This is a genomic window from Streptomyces sp. NPDC059355 (assembly GCF_042752335.1).
Taxonomy (GTDB): domain Bacteria; phylum Actinomycetota; class Actinomycetes; order Streptomycetales; family Streptomycetaceae; genus Streptomyces.
This window is the reverse complement of the sequence record NZ_JBHYXN010000077.1, coordinates 1-20350: the sequence shown is the minus strand read 5'-3', so window position 1 is coordinate 20350 and position 20350 is coordinate 1. Positions and strand designations below refer to the sequence as shown.

At 72.8% G+C, this 20350-nt stretch carries 15 protein-coding genes and 2 pseudogenes; 5 read left to right on the top strand and 12 right to left on the bottom strand.

Annotated features, from left to right (window positions below; all coding sequences use genetic code 11):
• Nucleotides 1–227: hypothetical protein (locus tag ACFXGI_RS37790; RefSeq protein ID WP_384717309.1), on the top strand; the 227-nt coding region annotated here is incomplete at its 5' end.
• A 184-nt stretch (nt 228–411) separates the two neighbouring features.
• Here the strand turns inward: ACFXGI_RS37790 and ACFXGI_RS37785 are convergent.
• Nucleotides 412–1418: pseudogene (locus ACFXGI_RS37785) on the bottom strand (stage II sporulation protein M).
• Between the two features lie 115 nt (nt 1419–1533).
• On the opposite strand from ACFXGI_RS37785, the gene ACFXGI_RS37780 reads away from it, so the two are divergent.
• Nucleotides 1534–2538, top strand: a complete 1005-nt coding sequence (locus ACFXGI_RS37780; protein WP_384717308.1) for an RDD family protein — start codon at nt 1534–1536, stop codon at nt 2536–2538.
• Between the two features lie 24 nt (nt 2539–2562).
• Here ACFXGI_RS37780 and ACFXGI_RS37775 read toward each other — a convergent pair whose 3' ends face one another.
• Nucleotides 2563–3189 (bottom strand): hypothetical protein, encoded by a 627-nt coding sequence (locus ACFXGI_RS37775; protein WP_384717305.1) that lies wholly within the window; start codon nt 3187–3189, stop codon nt 2563–2565.
• A 128-nt stretch (nt 3190–3317) separates the two neighbouring features.
• Nucleotides 3318–4754 (bottom strand): adenosylhomocysteinase, encoded by a 1437-nt coding sequence (gene ahcY / locus ACFXGI_RS37770; protein WP_384717302.1) that lies wholly within the window; start codon nt 4752–4754, stop codon nt 3318–3320.
• 332 nt (nt 4755–5086) lie between these two features.
• Between ahcY and ACFXGI_RS37765 the strand changes: the two are divergent.
• A pseudogene (locus ACFXGI_RS37765) lies at nt 5087–7120 on the top strand (fructose-specific PTS transporter subunit EIIC).
• An 83-nt stretch (nt 7121–7203) separates the two neighbouring features.
• On the opposite strand, the gene ACFXGI_RS37760 reads toward ACFXGI_RS37765, so the two are convergent.
• The 6 genes from ACFXGI_RS37760 to ACFXGI_RS37735 all read right to left on the bottom strand — a co-directional run bounded on the left by ACFXGI_RS37760 (nt 7204) and on the right by ACFXGI_RS37735 (nt 12828).
• Entirely contained in the window at nt 7204–8133 is a 930-nt protein-coding gene (locus tag ACFXGI_RS37760) for a cation diffusion facilitator family transporter (protein WP_384717299.1), read from the bottom strand.
• 94 nt (nt 8134–8227) lie between these two features.
• Nucleotides 8228–9385, bottom strand: coding sequence for a mannose-6-phosphate isomerase, class I (manA, locus tag ACFXGI_RS37755; protein WP_384717296.1), 1158 nt, complete (start codon nt 9383–9385; stop codon nt 8228–8230).
• A 43-nt stretch (nt 9386–9428) separates the two neighbouring features.
• The gene (locus tag ACFXGI_RS37750) at nt 9429–10562 is read right to left on the bottom strand and encodes an SIS domain-containing protein (RefSeq protein WP_384717293.1); all 1134 of its coding nucleotides are present in this window, start codon (nt 10560–10562) and stop codon (nt 9429–9431) included.
• A gap of 116 nt (nt 10563–10678) precedes the next feature.
• Nucleotides 10679–10864 (bottom strand): Trm112 family protein, encoded by a 186-nt coding sequence (locus ACFXGI_RS37745; RefSeq protein WP_030156407.1) that lies wholly within the window; start codon nt 10862–10864, stop codon nt 10679–10681.
• 86 nt (nt 10865–10950) lie between these two features.
• Nucleotides 10951–12321, bottom strand: coding sequence for a phosphomannomutase/phosphoglucomutase (locus tag ACFXGI_RS37740; protein ID WP_384717290.1), 1371 nt, complete (start codon nt 12319–12321; stop codon nt 10951–10953).
• Nucleotides 12322–12396: 75 nt separating this feature from the next.
• Nucleotides 12397–12828, bottom strand: coding sequence for a DUF3499 domain-containing protein (locus ACFXGI_RS37735; RefSeq protein WP_384717314.1), 432 nt, complete (start codon nt 12826–12828; stop codon nt 12397–12399).
• Between the two features lie 87 nt (nt 12829–12915).
• Between ACFXGI_RS37735 and ACFXGI_RS37730 the strand changes: the two genes are divergently transcribed.
• Nucleotides 12916–13395, top strand: a complete 480-nt coding sequence (locus ACFXGI_RS37730; RefSeq protein WP_384717287.1) for a metallopeptidase family protein — start codon at nt 12916–12918, stop codon at nt 13393–13395.
• Between the two features lie 79 nt (nt 13396–13474).
• Here ACFXGI_RS37730 and ACFXGI_RS37725 read toward each other — a convergent pair whose 3' ends face one another.
• From ACFXGI_RS37725 to ACFXGI_RS37715, 3 genes are all read right to left on the bottom strand, one after another.
• Nucleotides 13475–14953, bottom strand: a complete 1479-nt coding sequence (locus tag ACFXGI_RS37725; protein ID WP_384717284.1) for a DUF5719 family protein — start codon at nt 14951–14953, stop codon at nt 13475–13477.
• Nucleotides 14950–18594 carry a glycosyltransferase family 2 protein gene (locus ACFXGI_RS37720; RefSeq protein WP_384717281.1) on the bottom strand — a complete coding sequence of 1215 codons (3645 nt, stop codon included), beginning with the start codon at nt 18592–18594 and terminating at the stop codon, nt 14950–14952. Before ACFXGI_RS37720 ends, ACFXGI_RS37725 begins: the two co-directional genes overlap by 4 nt.
• A gap of 267 nt (nt 18595–18861) precedes the next feature.
• Nucleotides 18862–19125: a WhiB family transcriptional regulator gene (locus ACFXGI_RS37715; RefSeq protein ID WP_003983763.1), complete on the bottom strand. Its 264-nt coding sequence runs from the start codon at nt 19123–19125 to the stop codon at nt 18862–18864.
• A gap of 689 nt (nt 19126–19814) precedes the next feature.
• Between ACFXGI_RS37715 and ACFXGI_RS37710 the strand changes: the two genes are divergently transcribed.
• Nucleotides 19815–20348 (top strand): cysteine dioxygenase, encoded by a 534-nt coding sequence (locus ACFXGI_RS37710; RefSeq protein ID WP_384717311.1) that lies wholly within the window; start codon nt 19815–19817, stop codon nt 20346–20348.
• The last annotated feature ends 2 nt before the right edge of the window (nt 20349–20350 follow it).

The window sequence follows — 20350 nt, the reverse complement described above, 5'->3', positions numbered from 1 at the left end:
CAACTTTTGGCGTTGATTTTTGGCACGCTGTTGAGTTCTCAAGGAACGGACGCTTCCTTTGTACTCACCCTCTCGGGCTTTCCTCCGGGCTTTCGTTCTTGCGTTTCCGACTCTATCAGAGTCAGTTCCGCTTGCTTTCCGGGGTCTTCGCTCTCGCGCTTTCCCTTTCCGGCGGTTCCGACTCTATCAGAAGTTTTCCACCGGATTTCCCGGCTTCGGATTCCTGAATGAGGAGTCGATTGTGCCCCACGGGAATTCAATTCCTGTTGGGGGCGAGAGAGACTTTAAACCATCGCTGCCGAACTTGTCCAGTTCGAGGCAACCGTTCGAATCTACCTCCCCACCGCGACGGTGTCAACAGTCGCTGCGGGACGACGAGGAGACTAGCAGCTGAACGGGGTCCGACGCACATCAGGCCGCCGTGGGCAGCGTGGCCGTCTGGTCCGCGGCTTCCACATCCCCCACCTCGCCGGCGCGCGCGGCCCGGCCGCCGAGGACGTAGACGTACGTCAGGAACAGGCCTCGGCGGCGACGCCGATCGTGATGCGGGCCCAGGTCGGGAGGCCGGACGGGGTCACGAAGCCCTCGATCAGGCCCGATGCGAACAGCACCACCGCCAGGCCGATCGCCATGCCCAGCGCGGCACGGCCCTGCTCGGCGAGGGCGGCCCGCCGGGTGCGCGGGCCCGGGTCGACGACCGTCCAGCCGAGGCGCAGGCCCGTGCCCGCGGCCACGAACACCGCGGTCAGTTCGAGCAGGCCGTGCGGCAGGATCAGGCCGAGGAAGACGTCGAGGCGGCCGGCCGAGGCCATCAGGCCGATGCCCGTGCCGAGGTTGAGCATGTTCACGAAGAGGATCCAGAGCACCGGTATCCCCAGGAACGCCCCCAGGACCAGGCAGACCGCGGCCGCCTGGGCGTTGTTCGTCCAGACCTGGGCGGCGAAGGAACCCGCCGGGTTGCTGGAGTAGTACGCCTCGTACCCGCCGCCCGGCTTCGTGAGCGCCTTCAGGTCCTCGGGGGCCGCGATGGCGCCCTGGACCTCGGGATGCGTGGCTATCCACCATCCGAGCAGGACGCCGACCGCCGTGGAGATCAGCGCCGTCGGTATCCACCAGCGGCGGCTGCGGTAGACGGCGGCCGGGAAGCCCTCGGTGAAGAAGCGGGCCGCGTCGCGCCAGCCGGCCTTGCGGGCACCCGTCACGGTGGCACGGGCACGGGCGACGAGCTGCGTCAGGCGGCCCGTGAGCATCGGGTCCGGGGTGCTGGACTGGATCAGCGAGAGGTGCGTGGAGGCCCGCTGGTAGAGCGCGACGAGCTCGTCCGCCTCGGCGCCGGTCAGCCGGCGGCCGCGGCCGAGGAGCTGTTCCAGGCGGTCCCATTCCGCCCGGTGGGCCGTCACGAAGACGTCGAGATCCATCCGGTTACCGCTCCCCTGCCCCAGGACCTGCCTGCTACCGCTTACTTCTACCGTGGTCAGCTTGGCAGACTGGATGAACCAAGGGGCGGGTCCGGTCACGGGAAAGGTGTGCAGGGTGAGCGATCTGGTGACGGGGGACGCGGTCGTCCTGGGGTTGCGGCCGGCGAGACTGCCGAGCCGGGCGCTGGCGATCTTTCTCGACCTGCTCGTCTACCTCACCGGGTACCTGCTCATCTCGATCGGGCTGACCCTCGCGACCGCCTCGCTGGATCCGGCCGCGCAGGCCGCGGTGTCGGTGGCGAGCTTCCTCCTGGTGCTGGTCGGCATACCGATCGCGGTGGAGACGCTGTCCCACGGGCGCTCGCTCGGCAAGCTCGCCTGCGGGCTGCGCGTCGTACGCGACGACGGGGGGCCGATCCGGTTCCGGCACGCGCTGGTGCGCGGGGCGATGGGGGTCGTGGAACTGCTGGCCACCTTCGGTGCCATCGCCTGCATCGCCTCGCTGGTCTCCGCGCGGGGCCGGCGGCTGGGGGACGTGTTCGCGGGGGCGCTGGTCGTACGGGAGCGGGTGCCGGGGGCGCGGGCGATGCCGGTGCCGCCTCCGCCGCCGTGGCTGGCCGGGCGGTTCTCGGGGCTGGACCTGTCGGCCGTACCGGACGGGCTGTGGCTGGCGATACGGCAGTACCTGACGCGGATGAACCAGCTGGACCCGCAGGTGGGCGCCGCGATGGCGGTGCGGCTCGCCGATGATCTGGTGGCGCGTACGGGAACTCCGCCGCCGGTGGGGGTGCCGGCTCCCGCGTTCCTGATGGCGGTGGTGCACGAGCGGCAGTCCCGGGATGCGGCCCGCGCCTTCGGTCAGGGCGCGCCTGCGTACGCTCGGCCCGTCACGCCCGTCACGCCCGTCACGCCCGTCACGCCCGTCACGCCCGTCACGCCCGTCACGCCCGTCGCGCCCGTCGCGCCCGTCACGCCCGCCGCGTACGTCCCGCCCGTCATGCCGGTGATGCCCGTCGTGCCCGCGGCCGCCGTCGTCCCGCCGACCGCCCATGCCGCTCCGGCAGTGCCCGCCGCGCCGGTCGAGCCGGTACGCCGGACCGGGTTCGTTCCGCCCGCCTGAGCGGCCAGGGGGTGCGGACACCCCTCAGGCCTGCTGGTCCTCGAACGTCGAGGGCGGGGTCTCCAGGTGCTCCAGCTCGATGCCCGGGGCCGCGAGGACCACGTCCCCCGCGATGTGGACCGTGTGGACCTCGCCCGTGTCCAGGGCGGTGACCTGGTACTCGTCCACCACGAGCGGTCCGCTGTCCGTCGCGTGCCCGGCGCGGCCCCGCAGCGCCCAGGCCTGGTCGACCGTACGGGGCGCCAGCACCGGGTCGGTGAGCGCGACGAGCCGGACCCGGGTCGCGGGGGCGCCGGGGGTCAGCCGCAGCAGGCGGGCCGTCGCGACGAGGAAGGCCGGCGAGGTGCCGGTGAAGCCCGCGGCGGGGACGTTGCCCTCGGTGGCCTCAATCCCGGCGGGGTCGGAGCGCACCCAGGTGACCCCGTCGATGGCGGCGCCGCGGACCTGCCAGCTCGAAGCGTTGGCTTCGAGGCGGATGGGGCGGCCGAGCTCGTCGATCGCGAGGTCGACCGAGCCGCGGTGGTCGCCGTCCGGGCCGGTGAGCTGGGAGACGTAGCGCCAGCCGGAGGGGCCGGGCGCGCAGTGGAAGTGCTCCTCGCCGAGGGGCGTGTGGTCGTGCGGGTCGTGGAGCGAGTAGCGGCCGCGGGGCATGGGGTGCCGTCCTTGCGTGCGTCGTACCGGGTCGTACGGGTCGTACGGGTCGTGCTCATGGGGCAGGCCCCCGGCGTACGTGCCGGGGGCCTGCTCGGTGCTGCGGATCCGCGGGGACCGGTGCGGGATCAGTAGCGGTAGTGGTCCGGCTTGTACGGGCCCTCGACCTTGACGCCGATGTAGTCGGCCTGCTCCTTGCGGAGCGTCGTGAGCTTGACGCCGAGGGCGTCCAGGTGGAGGCGGGCGACCTTCTCGTCGAGGTGCTTGGGCAGCACGTAGACGTCGGTCGGGTACTCCGAGGGCTTGGTGAAGAGCTCGATCTGGGCCAGGGTCTGGTCCGCGAAGGAGTTCGACATCACGAACGACGGGTGGCCGGTCGCGTTGCCCAGGTTCAGCAGACGGCCCTCGGAGAGGACGATCAGGACCTTGCCGTCGGGGAACTTCCAGGTGTGGACCTGCGGCTTGACCTCGTCCTTGACGATGCCCTCGACCTTGGCCAGGCCGGCCATGTCGATCTCGTTGTCGAAGTGGCCGATGTTGCCCACGATCGCCTGGTGCTTCATCTTGGCCATGTCCGCGGCCATGATGATGTCCTTGTTGCCCGTGGTCGTGATGAAGATGTCGGCCGTCTCGACGACGTCGTCCAGCGTCGCGACCTGGAAGCCGTCCATGGCCGCCTGGAGCGCGCAGATCGGGTCGATCTCGGTGACGATGACGCGGGCGCCCTGGCCGCGGAGCGACTCGGCACAGCCCTTGCCGACGTCGCCGTAGCCGAAGACGACGGCGACCTTGCCGCCGATGAGGACGTCGGTGGCGCGGTTGATGCCGTCGATCAGGGAGTGGCGGCAGCCGTACTTGTTGTCGAACTTCGACTTGGTGACCGCGTCGTTGACGTTGATCGCCGGGAAGAGCAGGGTGCCCTCGGCCATCATCTCGTACAGGCGGTGGACACCGGTGGTGGTCTCCTCGGTGACGCCGCGGATCTCGGACGCCAGCTGCGTCCACTTCTGCGGGGTCTCGCCGAGGGTGCGGTTCAGCAGGGTGAGGATGTGGCCGTACTCCTCGGAGTCCGCGGTGGACGGGTCCGGGGCGGATCCGGCCTTCTCGAACTCGACGCCCTTGTGGACGAGGAGGGTGGCGTCGCCACCGTCGTCGAGGATCATGTTCGGGCCGCCGGTGGGGGTGTTCGGCCAGGTCAGCGCCTGCTCCGTGCACCACCAGTACTCCTCCAGCGTCTCGCCCTTCCAGGCGAAGACGGGGATGCCCTGCGGGTTCTCCGGGGTGCCGTTCGGGCCGACCGCGATGGCGGCGGCCGCGTGGTCCTGGGTGGAGAAGATGTTGCAGGAGGCCCAGCGGACGTCGGCGCCGAGGGCGACGAGGGTCTCGATCAGGACGGCGGTCTGCACGGTCATGTGCAGCGAGCCGGTGATGCGGGCGCCGGCCAGCGGCTGGGTCGCGGCGTACTCGCGGCGGATCGACATCAGGCCGGGCATCTCGTGCTCGGCGAGGGTGATCTCCTTGCGGCCGAAGGCGGCGAGGGAAAGGTCGGCGACCTTGAAGTCCATGGGTGCTGCTCTCCTCATGGGTCGAGAGGGTGGGTACGGCTGAGCCGCGCATCGCCTGTGCGGGCGGTGCACCGGGCACTCAGTCCGTCGGGGGTCCTCTCTCCCCTCGGCCGGTCGCGGAGACCGCCCGACCGCCATCAGCAGCGACGCCTGACACTGATGACGAATCTACACCGATCGGCCGAGCGCGCCCCAGTGGGCCGGGGAAGAAGTCGCCGTCCGAAGGGGCCGCCCGGCGGGGCGTATTCAGGCCTTTTGGACTTTTGATCGGACCCTTACATGTTGGACGATTTTCCGGAGGATCGTTCGTACGCGCGTGAAGGAGATTGCAAGTGACCACTCCGGCCGACTCTCCCGGTGGCGGGACCGCGAACGGGGGCGGGCGCCTGAGGCTGCTCGCCGTGACCGCGTGCCCCACCGGGATCGCGCACACGTACATGGCCGCGGAGAAGCTCCAGCAGGCCGCCGCCCGACTGGGCATCGACATGAAGGTGGAGACGCAGGGCTCGATCGGGGCCGAGAACGTGCTCACTGACAACGATGTCAGGGAGGCGGACGGCATCATCATCGCCGCCGACAAGGAAGTCGACCGCGAGCGGTTCGCCGGGAAGCGGGTGCTGTCCACCGGAGTCGCCGACGGCGTCCACCGGCCGTAGGAGCTGATCGAGCGCGTGCGGAGCGCGCCGGTGCAGACCGGGAGCGCGGCGGCTCCGGGCGGCGGTGCGGGTGGCGGTGGCGGCAAGGAGCGCAGCATCGCGTACAAGGCGCTGATGAACGGCGTCTCGTACATGATCCCGTTCGTGGTGGTCGGCGGTCTGCTGATCGCCATCTCGCTGGCCCTCGGCGGGCACGCGACGCCCGAGGGCTACGTCATCCCCGAGGGCACCTTCTGGGCCCATGTGAACGCCATCGGCGGCATCGGTTTCCAGCTGATGATCCCGATCCTGTCCGGCTACATCGCGTACGCCATCGGCGACCGGCCGGCCCTCGTGCCCGGCATGATCGGCGGCTTCATCGCGAACACCGGGGCGTTGTACGGCTCGAAGGCGGGCGCGGGCTTCATCGGCGCCATCGTGACGGGCTTCCTGGCCGGCTGTCTGGTCCTGTGGATCAAGAAGGTAGAGGTCCCCAAGGTCGTGCAGCCGATCATGCCGATCATCGTGATCCCGATCGTCGCGACGACGGCGCTGGGCCTGTTCTTCATCTACGTCATCGGCAAGCCGATCTCCCGGGTGTTCGAGAACCTGACGAGCCTGCTGTCCGGCATGACCGGCACCAGCGCGATCCTGCTCGGCGCGATCCTCGGTCTGATGATCGCCTTCGACATGGGCGGTCCGGTCAACAAGACGGCGTTCCTCTTCGGTACGGGACTCATCGCGTCCGGGAACTACGCGGTCATGGGCATGTGCGCGGCGGCCATCCCGGTCATGCCGCTGGGTCAGGGCCTGGCGACACTGCTGCGCCGCAGGCTGTACTCCGACCAGGAGCGCGAGACCGGCATGGCGGCGCTCTTCATGGGGATGTTCGGCATCTCGGAGGGCGCGATCCCGTTCGCGGCGGCGCGGCCGGCGATCGTCATCCCGGCGAACATGCTCGGTGGTGCGGTGGCCGGTGCGATCGCCGGTGTGGCGGGCGTGGGCGACCACGTGCCGCACGGCGGTCCGGTCGTGGCCGCGCTGGGCGCCGTCAGCGGCTGGGCCGGGTTCCTGATCGCCATCGCGGCCGGGACCGTGGTCACGGCGCTGACCACCAACGCGCTCATCGACCTCAAGGCGCGCCGGGGCCGGGTCGCCGCCGTGGTGCCCGTGGCCGTCCGCGCCCCCGAGCCCGTGCTCGCGGGGGTCGGTGCGGGTGCGGGTGCGGGTGCGGGTGCGGGAAGGGGAACCGCATCCGCTGCGGCCGGTGCGCCCGAGGTGTTGTCCGGATATCTGACCGCGCGGACCGTGAAGACCGAGCTGGCCTCGGACTCCAAGGAGGCGGCCATCCGCGAGATGGCCGCGATGCTGGCCGCGACCGGCAACGTACGGGACGTGGACGAGCTCGTACGGGCCGCCCTGGCCCGCGAGGCCCAGGGCACGACGGGTCTCGGCGAGTCCATCGCGATCCCGCACGCCAAGACGGACGCGGTGTCCCGGCCGACGGTGGGCTTCGCCCGCTCCGGCGCGGGCATCGAGTGGGGCTCGCCGGACGGGACGAAGGCCCGGCTGGTCTTCATGATCTCGGTGCCGGAGGCCGCCGCCGGCGACGAGCACCTGCGGATCCTCGCGCTGCTGTCGCGCCGGCTCATGGACGCGGACTTCCGGGACCGGCTGCAGTCGGCCCCGGACGTCCCGGCGGTCCTGGACCTGCTCGGCGAGATCCGGTAGCCGGCCGGCCCCGTACGCAGAAGGCCCCCGCCGGGCGCGGTCCGCGCGCGGCGGGGGCCTTCGTGCGTGGTGCGGGAACCGCCTCAGCCCTGCGCGGCGGCTTCCGCCTTGTAGATGTCCGGCTCCAGGTAGATCACGCGGGCGATCGGGACCGCCTCGCGGATCCGGGCTTCGGCGGCGTTGATCGCGTCCGCCACCTGGGTCGCCGTGTCATCGCCCTCGACGGCGATCTTCGCGGCGACCAGGAGCTCCTCGGGGCCCAGGTGCAGAGTGCGCATGTGGATGACGCGGGTGACCACGTCTCCGTCGACGAGCGCGGCCTTGATCTTCTCGACGTCCTCCGTGCCGGCGGCCTCACCGAGCAGCAGGGACTTGGTCTCGGCGGCCAGCACGATCGCGATGAGGATCAGCAGGATGCCGATGCAGAGGGTTCCGATGCCGTCCCAGACGCCGTCGCCGGTCGCGAGCGCGAGGCCGACGCCGCCGAGGGCGAGGACCAGGCCGACGAGCGCGCCGAAGTCCTCCAGCAGGACCACCGGCAGCTCGGGGGCCTTGGCGCGCCTGATGAACTGGCTCCAGGAGAGGGCGCCGCGGATCTCGTTCGACTCCTTGATCGCCGTCTTGAAGGAGAAGCCCTCGGCGACGATCGCGAAGAGGAGCACGCCGATCGGCCAGTACCAGTCCTCGATGGGGTGCGGGTGCTGGACCTTCTCGACGCCCTCGTAGATGGCGAACATGCCACCGACGGTGAAGAGCACGATGGAGACGAGGAAGGCGTAGATGTAGCGTTCGCGCCCGTACCCGAAGGGGTGTTGCGGCGTCGCCTCGCGCTGGGCCTTCTTCCCGCCCAGCAGCAGCAGCCCCTGGTTCCCGGAGTCGGCCAGCGAGTGGACGCTTTCCGCGAGCATCGACGACGAGCCGCTGAAGACGAAGGCCACGAACTTGGCTACAGCGATGGCGAGGTTGGCGGCGAGTGCCGCCACGATCGCCCTGGTACCGCCCGACGCGCTCATGGGTTTCCGGAGTCCCTTCCTCGGTACGGCGCCCCTGCCCGGGGCGCCGCGCTACGGCGGCACATTGTTGCAGTCGTGGCGGCGGACGCCACGTTCACACCGACACGGTGGCCCGGAAAATGGTGCCGATACCGGACAGTTCGACCCTTTCGCCGACCGGGACGAAGACCGACTCCCCAGGGGACAGTGTCAGTTCCCCGGCTTTCGGGCGGCCCGCCGTACAGAGCAGGATCTGCGGGGCGGCGTCCGGGAGGAGGTGGGGGGCCGCGCCGGGAGCCAGGGCGAAGCGGGAGAGCCTGAATTCGTCGACGGGACTCTCGTAGACCTCCTCGCCGTTGCCCTCGGGGCGCTGTACGGCCGGGTCGCCGGGCTCGAAGCGCACGATCTTCAGGAGTTCGGGCACGTCCACGTGTTTGGGGGTGAGCCCGGCGCGCAGCACGTTGTCGGAGTTGGCCAGCAGCTCCACGCCGAGGCCGTCGAGGTAGGCGTGCGGCACTCCGGCGCCGAGGAACATCGCCTCGCCGGGCTGGAGTCGTACGTGGTTGAGCAGCATGGCCGCGATCACGCCCGGGTCGCCCGGGTAGTGGTGGACGAGCGGGGCGTACGGGGCGTACGGGCCCCCGAGGCGCTCGATCGCGGCACCCGCCTCGGCGACCGTACGGGCCATCTCGGCGCGGTCCGCGGTCAGTACGGCGGTGAGCATCTCGCGCAGGGCCGCCTCCTCCGGGTGGGCCCGCAGCAGGTCGGCGTACGGCTTGAGCGAGTCCACCCCGAGGCCTTCGAGGAGTTCGGCGGCCTCCAGCGGCGGGCGGAATCCGCACAGGCCGTCGAAGGGGGTGAGCGCGCAGATCATCTCGGGCTTGTGGTTGGGGTCCTTGTAGTTGCGGTGGGCCGCGTCGGCCGGGATCCCGCGGTACTCCTCGTCGGCGTAGCCCGCCTCGGCCTGCTCCAGGTCGGGGTGGACCTGGAGGGAGAGCGGGGCGCCGGCCGCGAGGAGTTTGAGGAGGAAGGGCAGCCGGGGGCCGAACTTGGTGACGGCGGCCGCGCCGAGCTCGCGCTCGGGGTCGGCGGCGATGACGTCCGCGAGGGTGGTCACGCCGGCGCCGCGGTCGAGGCGGGAGGGGGCGCCGGGGTGGGCGCCCATCCACATCTCGGCCTGGGGCTCCCCGGTGGGTTCGACTCCGAGGAGCCCGGGGATCGCGGTGGTCGATCCCCAGGCGTAGGGGCGGATCGTATTCGTCAGGCGGTCCATCTTCGTCCGTCTTCCTGGATGAAGGGCCGGCACGGTGGTGTGCTCAGCCGTGTCCCCTGGTCGCCAGCGCCAGGTAGGCGGTGGCGAAGTCCGTGACGGCGAGGAGTTCGGCGAGCTGTTCCAGTTCGCCGCCCTCCTCCGGTTCGAGCTCGCTGATGGCCGTGTCGTGGCTGAGGGCGAGCTCGCGCGCGGCCGGGGCGGCGGTGAGGCCGCCCGTGGGCCGGTCGCGCAGCAGGACGATGCGGGCACGGAGGGCCTGGGGCTCCTCCACCCGGTCACGGAAGAAGTCTTCGGGGTCGGCGCCGGCCGCGAAGGAGCCGGCGAGCAGGACCCCGTGGGCGGGCAGTGCCTCGGGCAGCTCGGCGGCCAGTGCGGGGCGGCCGGCGAGCTCGGCGAGGGTGGCGGCGAAGCGGCGGCCGGCCGGTCCGGCGCCCGCGCCCTCGCTCCAGATGAGCGGGAGGGAGTCGGCGAGCTCGGCTGCGAGGGTCTTGGCCGGGTTGGAGTACGTGGCGATGGCCGGCCCGCAGCGCTCGGCGGTGCGGTCGAGCCGGTCGGCGACGCCCTGCAGGGCCTCGGGGGCGGCGGCGATCAGCCCGACCTTGTCGAGGAGCACGAGCAGCGGGGTCAGCAGGGCCCACAGGGCGCCGGGTCCGGCCGCGGCGGACTCGTCGTACTCCTGGTACGGGGCCTTGGCCATCGGTACGAGGAGCCCGTGCGCGCCGTCCACGGCCTCGCTCAGCGGCGACCGCTCGGGCGCGACGGCGACGACGGTGCAGCCCCGCCGGTAGGCCTGCTCGGCGAGGAGACCGAGCCCGGGCTCGGTGCCGTCGGTGGTGGCGAGGAGCAGCAGGTCGACGGAGCCGGCCCAGCCGGGCAGCGCCCAGCGCAGGGCGCCGGCAGCGTGGGCGACACCGGTGGGGTGCAGGCGGGTGACCGGTGCGGAGGCTCCGGCGAGGGCGCCGAGCAGGTCGGCGACGCCGGTGGCGGCGGTGCCGGACCCGGCGATGAGGACGGCTCGGGGCCGGCCGTCGGGGCGCAGGTCGGCGAGGCCGGCGTCGGTCGCGTGCCGGGCCGCGGTACGGACTCTGGCTCCGGCCTCGGCGGCGCCGCGGAGCAGACCGCGGCGGTCGGCGCGGGCGAGCTCGTCCGGTGCGTCGAGGAGCGACTCGTCGAGCATTGCGGCCTCCGGCTGATTCAGAAGGGCGGGCGACTCGGTTGCTCGGGCGCCCGGCGCTGCGACGGGCGCCCCTTGATGCCTGTGCGTCCCGGGGCTCGCGGCCCGGGGTCGCGGCCTCAGGCGGGGCGGCGGGCCTCGTCGACGAGGAGGACCGGGATGCCGTCGCGGACCGGGTAGGCGAGGCCGCAGTCCTGGCCGGTGCAGATCAGCTCGGGAGCCGCTTCGTCCGCCGACTTGTCCTCGAGGGGCGAGTGGCAGGCGGGGCAGGCGAGGATCTCCAGAAGGCCGGCTTCGAGCGGCATGGGGCGGTTCCCTTCGAACATGCGGATTGGGCGAGGTCAGCGTACCGCCGGGCCGCACCTCGCGCGGCCCGGCCGTGACACGGGCTTTATGCCCGGACGAGGGCGAGGACCTCGTCGCGGACCTTGGCGAGGGTCTCGGGGTCGCGGGCCTCGACGTTGAGGCGCAGCAGCGGCTCGGTGTTGGAGGCGCGCAGGTTGAACCACCAGTCGGCGGAGGTGGCGGTCAGGCCGTCGAGCTCGTCGAGGGTGATCCCCTCGGCGGAGCCGTACGCGGCCTTGACGGCGGCGAGCCGGCCGGCCTGGTCGGCGACGGTGGAGTTGATCTCGCCGGAGCCCGCGTAGCGGTCGTACGAGGAGACCAGCTCGGAGAGCGGGCCTTCCTGGCCGCCGAGGGCCGCGAGGACGTGGAGCGCGGCGAGCATGCCGGTGTCCGCGTTCCAGAAGTCCTTGAAGTAGTAGTGCGCCGAGTGCTCGCCGCCGAAGATGGCGCCGGACGTGGCCATCTGCTCCTTGATGAAGGAGTGGCCGACGCGGGTGCGGACGGGGGTGCCGCCGTGCTCGCGGACGACCTCGGGGACCGACCAGGAGGTGATCAGGTTGTGGATCACCGTGCCGGTGCCGCCGTTGCGGGCCAGTTCACGGGCCGCGACCAGGGCGGTGACGGCGGACGGGGAGACGCCCTCGCCGCGCTCGTCGACGACGAAGCAGCGGTCGGCGTCGCCGTCGAAGGCGAGGCCGAGGTCGGCGCCCTCGGCCCGCACGCGGGCCTGGAGGTCGACGATGTTCTTCGGGTCGAGGGGGTTGGCCTCGTGGTTCGGGAAGGTGCCGTCGAGCTCGAAGTACATCGGGACGAGCTCCAGCGGCAGGCCCTCGAACACGGTCGGGACGGTGTGGCCGCCCATGCCGTTGCCCGCGTCGACGACGACCTTGAGCGGGCGGATGGCGCCGAGGTCGACCAGGCCCTTGAGGTGCTCTGCGTAGCCGGCGAGGGTGTCCTGCTCGGTGATCGTGCCGGGGGCGGTGCCTTCGGCGACGGCCGGGGCGCCCTGCTCGGACCACTGCTCGACGAGCTCGCGGATGGTGGAGAGGCCGGAGTCCTGGCCGACGGGGGCGGCGCCGGCCCGGCAGAGCTTGATGCCGTTGTAGCGGGCCGGGTTGTGCGAGGCCGTGAACATCGCGCCGGGCAGGTCCAGCGTGCCGGAGGCGTAGTACAGCTGGTCGGTGGAGCAGAGTCCGATCAGGGTGACGTCCACGCCGCGGGCGGCGGCGCCGCGCGCGAAGGCCCCGGACAGGGCGGGAGAGGAGGGTCGCATGTCGTGGCCGACGACGATCGCGGTGGCACCGGTGACCTCGACGAAGGCGGCCCCGAACAGTTCGGCCAGCGACTCGTCCCACTCGTCGGGTACGACACCACGTACGTCGTACGCCTTGACGATGTTCGAAAGATCTGCGGCCACTGCCTGCCCTCCTGAAGTGCTGTGCGGTGGAGCAAACCTACCTGCACGGAGAGCGGCTTCTCAGACCATGTGATGTCAGGAGTCGGGCGAACGCAGGACGCGCAGGTGTCCGCGGCGCGTCTCCCCGGTGCCGTTGCCGCCGCTGCCCGGACCGGATCCGCCGGCCTGCGCCGCGCGGTCGTGCGGACGGGCCGCTTCACGGACGGCGTTGGCGAGGGCTTCGAGGTCGTCACCGCTGGGGCGGGAGGGCGCGGAGCCGTCGGTCAGGCGCACGACGTCCCAGCCCCGCGGGGCTGTCAGGCGCTCGGAGTGCTCGGCGCACAGGTCGTAACAGTGGGGTTCCGCGTAGGTGGCGAGCGGGCCGAGGACTGCGGTCGAATCGGCGTAGACGTACGTCAGTGTCGCGACGGCAGGGCGGCCGCACGCGGTGCGCGAACAGCGACGTACAAGGCTCACGACGTTGGACGGTACCGCACTCTTGACCGGGCCGCGACGACTCTCCCCCAGCGCGCTCCCCCGTGTCGTGCCCGCGGAGGGGCGCGGCGGGTCCGGAAACGCCCGGGTGGGAGGGGCCGCGAGGGCTACGCTGCGGGGGTGACCGACAGCCCCCTGCCCCCCGGCCCGCCCCGCCCCGCCGAGCCTCCCGCCGAACCGCGGCCGCGCCGCCGCGACCGGCACGGGCGGGGGATGCGGGGGCCGCTGGCCCCGCCGCAGGTGCCGTTGTCGGCGAGCCGGGCGGAGCTGTTCGGCGACCTCGTACGGGACTCGGTCGAGCGGCTGGAGCGGCGGTTCCCGCAGCTGGCGGAGGTGGAGTTCGTGGTCGCCGACGTGCCGGGGCCGCCGGGCGGTCCGGAGACCGGCTGGAACGACGAGGCGGTGCCGCTCGGGGCGCTGGCGGAGTCGGACGGAGCGGGGCGGCCGGCGCGGGTCATGGTGTTCCGGCGGCCGGTGGAGATCCGGACGAAGAGCCGGGACGAGCGGGCGCTGCTGGTGCACGAGATCGTGGTGGAGCAGGTGGCCGAACTGCTGGGGCTGTCCCCGGAGACGGTGGACCCGCGGTACGGGCAGGACTGACGGGCGGCCGTACGGCCGGACCGGCGGCCGGGCCCCGGGGCCCGGGGCCCCGGACCGTCCCGGCCGCCCGTACGGCGCCCTAGTCGGTCAGGACCGTGAGGTCCTGGGTGGCCTTGGGGACCGAGACCATCGCGTGGTCGTCCGACAGCGGCTGGATCGTGAACATCGGGATCCCCTCGTGCGGCAGCGTCAGCGTCCGGGCCGCGTACACGGGCCCGCCGGAGACAGTCTCGACCGTCAGCGCGTACGCGCCCTTGGCGCCCGCCGGGGCCAGCGTCACCGCCTGCGTCGTGCCCGCCTTGACCGTGACCTCCTTCGAGGCCGGCTCCCCCGCCTCCGTGCCCGCCGACGCCGTCACCTTGACCTTCGCGTCCGTGCCGCCCGCCGCCGTCAGCGAGAGCACCGTCGCGTTCTCGTCGGCCCGGTTGTCGGCGACCGTGGCCCGCGTGCCCACCGCAGCGGTCGCCGGGACGAAGCCCAGCTCCTGCTTGGCGCCGCTGCCGCGGACCACGCGTACGGCGGCCACCACCGGTACGGCCTTCTTGCCGTTCGCCGGGGCCAGCACCAGCGCGCCCGCCTCGCCGCGGGTCACGTCCTTGAGGTCGACGCTCGCGGTCATCCCGCCCTTGAGGTGCAGCTGTTCGTTGCCGGCCGGGCTGATCGAGCCGTTCGGCCCGGCCAGCTTGAGGGTGAGGTCCGCGTCCTCCTCGCCCGGCGCGAAGGCCACCAGCCGTACGGAGGTGGCGTCCGCCGGGATCCCGGGCAGGACCAGTGAGCCCGCCGGGTCGGCGGAGGCAGGCAGCCAGTCCGAGCCCACCCCCTCCTCGCCGACCTGCACGGAGGCGCCGACCCGGCCCGCACGGGTCGTCACATGGGCGGTGACGTCCGGGAGCTGCGTTCCGGGGGCCAGCGAGGCCAGTGAGACGGCCTTGGTGGACTTGGGGTCGATCCGGATGTTCTCGCCGGTGCCGCCGTCGGACTTCACCGCCCCGTCGGGGCCGAACATCTTGATGTCGATCACGGCCGCGGTGTCGTCCGGGTTGGTGAGGTGCACGTAGTCCTCGCGCCCCTTGGCCGTGCTCGCGCCGGGGAACCAGAAATCGGTGCCGGGCGTGGTGCAGCCGACGCCGAGGACGCCGCGCGCCCGGCCGACCGCGACCTTCGTGGTCTGCTGTGCGGTCCAGCCGGGGGCCAGGACCCCGTCGGCGACGCCCGTCAGCGCGGGCGCCTCCGCGCCGGAGGCGGTGGCTCCGGCCGGCTTGCCGCGCTCCTTGAGCTCCAGCACCGGCTTGGCCTCCTTGGTCGCGCCGAGGAGCCGGGCCGCGCCCTTGCCACCCCCGGCGGCGCCGGGGGTGATCGCCGTGTACGTGGTCTCCGCGATGTCCGAGGAGCTGGGCGCCGGGCAGACGAGCGCGGACCGCTCCACCGGCATCCGGGCCGCGGCCGCCGTCTTGGCCTCGGCGGCCGGGGCGGCGGGGGCGGTGAGGTACCCGACGCCGGTGACGGCCGCCAGGGCCGCGGCCACCGCCGCCAGCGTCAGGGGTGCGCGCTGCTTCACTGCTGGGGGCTCCCGTCGGGACGCGGCTCGTGCTGTCCGTAGGTGTCGTACGGCTGCTCGTACGGCGGGTAGGGGTACGGCTGCTGCTGGGGCGGCTGCTGCGGGTACGCCGGCTGGGCCTCGTGGCCCTGCTGCGGGTACGGGTACTGCTCGTACCCCGGAGCCTGCGCGGGCGCCGGCACGTACGGCTGCTGGGGCTGCTGGGGCTGCTGCTCATATGCGTAGCCCTGGTCGCCGTACGCCTGGTACGTGTACGCGTCCTCGCCGTACACCGGCTGCGCCGGGATCTGCGCGTACGGGTCGGCGACCGCGCCCGGGGGCTCCTCGGCGGTGGCCGTCGCGGCGTCCGCGGACTGCGCCTCCGCGCGCAGCCGGCGGGCCCGGCGGCCCTCTCCGGCCTCGCCCGCGGCGGAGCGCTCGGCGGTCTCCTCCTCCTCCTCCGGCAGGTCGTCGTCGAGGCGTGCCCGGCGGCCCGGCAGGGCCATCACGAGCAGGACGAGCGCGAGCAGGCCCTGTGCCCAGTGCCAGGCGGTCCGGGTCAGCGCGTCCTGGTGGACGAGGTCGAGGCGGCCGCCCGCGGCGGGCAGTTCGAAGCCCTGGGCCCAGCCGTCGAGCGTCTTCGGCTTGAGGGGCTTGCCGTCGAGGGTGGCCTCCCAGCCGGGGGCCGCCCGGTCGGCGATGCGCAGCACCCGGCCGGCGCCGCCCGCCTCGCCCGCCGGGATCTTGGTGTGGACCTCGACGGGGCCGGAGGCGACGGGGATGGGGGCTTCGCCCGGCTTGCCGGAGACGATGGTGGCGCGGGCGACCTGGCGGTCGACCCGCCACAGCGCGCTGCCGTCGAGCTGGCTGAGGCGGCTGAGCCCCAGGGTGGCGTCGAGGACCTTGCGCATCTGCTGCGGGGCCCCGTCGCGGACCAGGATGTAGCGGATCGCGAACCCGCTGAGCTGGTCGCTCTGGTCGGCGCCGGAGCCGGCGACGAGGCTGGAGACGACCTTGTCGAGCCGGGGGCTGCTGCCGGCGGCGGCGGCGAGTTCGGCGTCGCCGAGGCGGCCGCCGGAGCCGCGGACCAGGGTGTAGGAAACCGTGGCCGGCGAGGTGCCGCCCAGGACGAGGGTGCGGGCCTGGTCGCGGGTGCCGCTCTCCTCCGCGACGAACGCGGGGACCTGGACCGGGTCGCGCCGCTCCAGTGGGCCGTCGGCGCCGCTGATCATCCAGCCGGCCGCGCCGAGCAGCGGACCGGCGGCCGCGGCGAGCGCGATCAGCGCGGCGAGCGGCTGGCGCCAGCCGAAGCTGCTGGCGGCGACCCGCTCCTTGGCGCCGTCGGCGCCGACCACGGCGGCGGCGAGGAGGGCCAGTCCGTAGACGAGGGTGGCGGGCCCGGCCCAGCCGGTGCGGTTGACCACGACGGCCAGCAGCAGCGCGGCGAGGGCGGCGGCCCAGGCGGTGCGGACGGCGAACTGCCGCTCGGAGCGCAGCAGGGCGGCCAGGGCGGCGAGCACGACGCCGATGAGCAGCAGTCCGCCGGCGGTCCGGGGGCCGCCGGGGCTGATGCCGAGCAGGTCCAGGGCGGTGGCCGAGCCGGATCCGAAGGGCAGGCCGGCCTCGTGCAGGAGCCGTCCGGGGTGCGTGAGCAGGCTCAGCGACCAGGGGGCGAGCACGAGGAGCGGGACGGCGAGCGTGGCGAGCAGCCGCAGGCCGTACGCCTTCCACTCGGCGCGGCGCAGTACCAGGGCGGCGGTGCCGAGGACGGCGGCGAGCGGCCAGACGACGGGGGTGAAGGCGGTGGCCAGGGTCAGCAGGAGGGTGTACGTCCACACCGGGCGCCAGCCGGACCGTTCGCCTTCGGCTCCGCCGAAGCCGAAGGCGGCGACGGCCGAGCGGGCGATGAGCGGGAGCACGATCGCGAGGACGGCGGTGCCGAGGCGGCCGCCGGCGAGGGCGCCGGTGACGGCTGGCAGGAAGGCGTAGGCGACGGCGGCCCAGGCGCGTAGCAGCCGGGATTCGACGAGCGGCCGGGAGGCGAAGTACGCGGTGAGCCCGGCGAGCGGGACCGAGCAGACGAGCAGCAGGGTCAGCGCGGCGCTGGTGGAGCCGAACAGCACGGTGGCGAGGGCGCCGAGGACCGCGAGGTAGGGGGGCGCTCCGGCGGTGGAGCCGACGGCGACGGGCTGCCAGTCGTCGGTGTAGGCGCGCCAGAGGGCGAGTCCGCTGTCGGGGGCGGGCAGCAGGGCGCCGCCCATGAGGGAGCCGCCGCCGAGCAGGGCGCGGCAGGCGATGACGGACACGAGCAGGAGGAGGGCGAAGAGGACGGGCGCGGGGTTGCGGGCGATCCGCTTGAGGCGCGCGAACTGTTCGATCTCGAGGTAGTCGGCGTCGTCGCCGCCGGGACCGGATTCGACGGCTCCGCCGTGCCGGCCGACGGCGGCCGTGTCGGTTTCGCGGTCGGCGCCGAAGTAGCCGGCGAGCTGTTCGGCGTTGGCCCGCACGCTCGCGCCCGGGGGCGGGAACAGGGGGCGCAGTTCCTTGGCGGGGACGGCGGGGCGGCCGCGTCTGCGGCGGGCGCCGAGGATCCGGCCGGGGCGCAGCAGGGTGGCGAGGAGGCCGGTGATCTCGTCGACGGCCTGGCCGGGGGCCTTGCCGACGAGGTAGGCGAGGGTGCGGAGCACGGTGCCGACGAGCAGGCGGAGCAGGACGTACGGCAGGGCTCGGCCGGAGCTGTTGGCGAGGACCGTGTAGACGGCGCCGGCCTTGTCGACGCGGTGCGGGCTGGAGCTCGTACGTCCGGCGCAGTCGACGGTGCGGCGCTCGCGGGCGGCGGCCTCGGCGTGGCGCAGGACGGCGTCGGGGGCGACGAGGACGGTGTGGCCGGCGCTCTGGGCGCGCCAGCAGAGGTCCACGTCGTCGCGCATGAGCGGCAGGCGGCGGTCGAAGCCGCCGAGGGCTTCGTACACGTCGCGGCGTACGAGCATGCCGGCGGTGGAGACGGAGAGGACGGGGCGGATCTGGTCGTGCTGGCCCTGGTCCTGTTCGCGGCGGTCGAGTCCGGTCCAGCGGCGGCCGCTGCGGGCGATGGTGAGGCCGGCTTCGAGGAGCTGCTTCTTGTCGTACCAGCCGCGCAGCTTGGGGCCGACGACGGCGGCGTCGGGGTTCTCGTCGGCGACGCGGAGCAGTTCGGTGAGGGCGTCGGGCTCGGGGGCGCTGTCGTCGTGGAGCAGCCAGAGCCACTGGACGGGTTCGCCGTGGGGGAGTTCGGGGATGTCGTAGGCGTCGTCGCGCCAGGTGCGGCTGACGGGGTCCCAGCCGCTGGGGCGCTTGAGGTACGGGAGGTCCTCGGGGGTCAGGGTGCCGGCGCTGCGGACGGCTTCGCCGACGGCGGCGCCGAAGCCGGTGCGGCGGGCGAGGTGGAGGACGCGGTCCTCGCCGAGGGCCTCGCCGAGGAGGCGCGCGGAGTCGTCGGCGCTGCCGGTGTCGGCGGCGACGTGGCTCTGGGCGGGGCGTTCCTGGCCGAGGAGGCCGGCGAGCGTTCTGGGCAGCCAGCGGGCGCCGTCGTGGGCGACGAGGACCGCGGTGACGACGTGCCGGGGGAACTCGGGTGTGGCGGCAGCCTGGTGGGAGGCCGTCGACTGGCTGTGCAGGGACATCGCTCTACTGGCCCTCCGGCCTGGGGGTCCCCCCGGACGCGGTCCGGGGAGTGGATCCGGGGGTGGTGTGCTCCCGGAGGCTGCTGGACAGCGCCCCACACTAACGGCTGGAAACACAGCGGTCCGCCTCCTGCGGGGAAGGTGCAGGAGGCGGACCGTTTGCTCTGCTCGTTGCTCTGTTCCGTGCGGTGTCGCGCACGGTGCGCCGCGCGATGTTCCGCGTACCGCCGTGCGTTGCCGTGCGTCGCGCGGTGTTGCGCTGCGTGCTCAGACAGCCGCCTTTTTCAGCCGTCGGCGCTCGCGCTCGGAGAGGCCGCCCCAGATGCCGAATCGCTCGTCGTTGGCGAGTGCGTACTCAAGGCATTCGGAGCGGACTTCGCAGGCGAGGCAGACCTTCTTGGCCTCGCGGGTGGAGCCGCCCTTCTCGGGAAAGAAGGACTCGGGGTCGGTCTGGGCGCACAGAGCGCGCTCCTGCCATCCGAGCTCTTCGTCCGCCTCCTCGACCAGCAGTTCCTGAAACAGCTCGGTCATGTGCGCCCCTCGCTCTGTCTGTGCGTCCCCGTGGTGATGTCGTTACTCATCGCTACGTAACGACACGAGTGAAATTACAAGTGGGCCGCTCCCAGGCAGTCAAGCCGAGATCTGCTATTGGGCCCCTTATTCACTCTGCGGAACCAAGCGTATGCAGAAAGTGTTCATATCGCCAAAAATCGTGACACATGCAACTGGTGCCCCACAGGGCGCGTGTTCACCCGCAATCGACGTACCACTCCGCGGCGTGGTTGCGATCAAGCCAAAGAAGCGGCGCAGATCACATTTCGATCACGGGGCGGCGCGTCGGGTTTGGGCGGGGCCTGTGCGGCATCGGCGCGATGTGAGCGCCACCTCCCCTACATCGGTTTGCACAAACCTTTCTTCCAGCACGGCAACCGGATCAGATGAAACTTTTGCGGCCATACGAGGCATTGGGTTGACAGTCGGGCCTTCGACCCGGTCTCCTTGTCCCCATGTCAGTGACCTCGACCGCCACCCGGACCCCCATTCGTGGGTTCCTGAGCGCTGTCCAGGTTCGCTGTCGCTGTTGCAGCTGTTGATGCCTTCGGAGCTTCGGCTCCCCTGAGCTCCGGCCACCCCCACAGCGACCGCCAGCACGACTGACATCCGTCGAGGACACCCCCACGATGAACAGCACCGCCGCCACCGCCCCCGTCGCCGCCCCCATGGCCGTCGAGAGCGACCTCCAGATCGCCGGCGACATCCTCTCCGTCCAGCACCTCCTGCAGCCCGCCGGCGAACACCCAACCACTGTCGCCGAGTTCGTCGGCCTGGCCCGCTCCATCGCCGCGAACCGCGCCGAGTGGGAGCACCTGGTCGAGTACGACGCCACCGCCCGCTGGTACCACCGGCTGCGCACCGTCCCCCAAGCTCTCGACTCCGCTCGAGCAGGGGGTGCCCCCATCGGCTACGAGGTCTGGCTGCTCAGCTGGGTCCCCGGCCAGGGCAGCGGCCGCCACGGCCACGGCGCCTCCTCCGGCATCCTGACCGTCCTCGACGGCGAGCTCACCGAGCACGGCCGGCGCGGACCGCTCACCCTCGGCGCCGGCGCCCAGCGCGTCTTCGCCCCCGGCTACGCCCACGAGGTCGTCAACGACACCCTCGAAGGTGCCGTCAGCCTGCACGTCTACTTCCCGGGCCTGACCGAGATGCCGATGCACAGCTGCTCCCCGGCCCTGCCCGAGGCCGTCTCCGTCTGACC